The sequence below is a fragment of the Cupriavidus sp. SS-3 genome, assembly GCF_035818815.1.
Taxonomy (GTDB): Bacteria; Pseudomonadota; Gammaproteobacteria; order Burkholderiales; family Burkholderiaceae; genus Cupriavidus; species Cupriavidus taiwanensis_C.
In genome coordinates this window covers 1-1,490 of record NZ_JAYLVT010000041.1, presented here as the reverse complement: position 1 = coordinate 1,490, position 1,490 = coordinate 1, and the positions used below count along the sequence as shown (strand labels likewise).

Annotated in this window: 1 protein-coding gene; it reads left to right on the top strand. The window is 62.1% G+C overall.

The window, feature by feature from the left end:
- Positions 1-189 precede the first annotated feature (189 nt).
- Positions 190-1,215, top strand: a complete 1,026-nt coding sequence (locus U9J39_RS29305; RefSeq protein ID WP_442784930.1) for an IS110 family transposase — start codon at positions 190-192, stop codon at positions 1,213-1,215.
- The last annotated feature ends 275 nt before the right edge of the window (positions 1,216-1,490 follow it).

The following is a 1,490-nucleotide window of genomic DNA, read 5'->3' as shown; positions in this document are numbered from 1 at the left end:
GTCACTTTTTGGCCGAGCGCCAAAAAGATGGAATGAACGCGCCCCGGCCCGCTCCGATTAAAGGCGCCGGCAGTTCAAGTTGTGACATGTGAGGAACGTGACAGGGTAGGCGGGTCCCCCCATCACGAAACGGCATCGATGTGCCAGAGTGGGAGTGTGAGCAACCACGCGAGGATGGAGGGACCCGAGATGAATACTACGACTTACGGCCTCGACATTGCAAAGACTGTCTTCCAACTCTATTGGGTCGAGCCTTCCGGCAAGTGTTTCAACCGCCGCCTCAACCGTACGAAGCTGATCGAGTTCCTGGCCAGGCGCGAGCCGGGACGGGTAGCGCTGGAAGCGTGCGCGAGCGCGCATTGGTGGGCGCGTCAGTTGCAGGGCTTGGGCCACAAGCCGGTGCTGCTGCACGCGCGCTACGTGCGCCCGTTCGTGCAGACCAACAAAACCGATGCGGCCGATGCGAAGGCGATCTGGACTGCAGCGCAGCAGCCGGGCATGCGCGAGGTGGCGCCAAAGTCCGAAACCCAGCAGTGCGTGCTGGCGGTGCATGCCATGCGTTCGTTGCGCATCAAGATGCGAACGATGCTGGTCAACCAGTTGCGAGGCATGCTTGTTGAATTCGGCATCCACTTCCGACGCGGCCGCCGGGCAGGGCTGGATGAGATCGTGCAACGTCTGCCGGACATCGAGTCTCGCGTACCGCCGACGCTGTTCGAGGCCGTGCACCAGCAATTGCGCAGCCTGGAGAGTCTGGACAATGAGATTGCCGAGTACGACCGTCAGATCACTGCCTGGGGCCGTCAGGATCGCGCCTGTCAGGTCATCAGCGCCATCCCTGGCATAGGGATGCTCACTGCCACGGCCTTGGTGGCGACGATCGGTGAAGCGCGCACGTTCAAGTCCGGGCGGCAACTGGCGGCATTCCTGGGTCTCGTGCCCAAGCAGGCCGGCACCGGCGGCAAGGTCCGACTGGGTGGCATCAGCAAACGCGGCAATCCCTACCTGCGCACCTTGCTCATCCACGGCGCACGGGCGGTGCTGGGACATCTGCGGCGCAAGAACCAAGGCGGCTGGAGCCAGGCACTGGCCCAGAAACGCCCCACTAACGTCGTGGCGGTTGCCATGGCCAACAAGACGGTACGCACGGTCTGGGCCCTGTTGGTCCACGAGCGGACCTATGACCGAAACTACGTCTCGGTCAGGCCGGCCTAACGGCCGTCCGAGCAAGCAAGGACGAACCCGTTCACAGGTTGCGACGGTAATGTCAGCGTGATGGCAAAACAGGTTGGACCGCGGGAGTGCAAGCCCAATTGGTTACTGGTGCGGCAAGCACGGCAAAAAGATAGGGACACTCCCGGCGAAATCCATCAGGGCCCGCAGGCTTGGCCTGCACCGCAAGGCCGGATATAAGTCTGCAGCCAATCCTGTCCCGCCTGATGTTGGCGTTACCTTGCAAACCGGGGCGCGTTCATATAAGTAACCAAAAA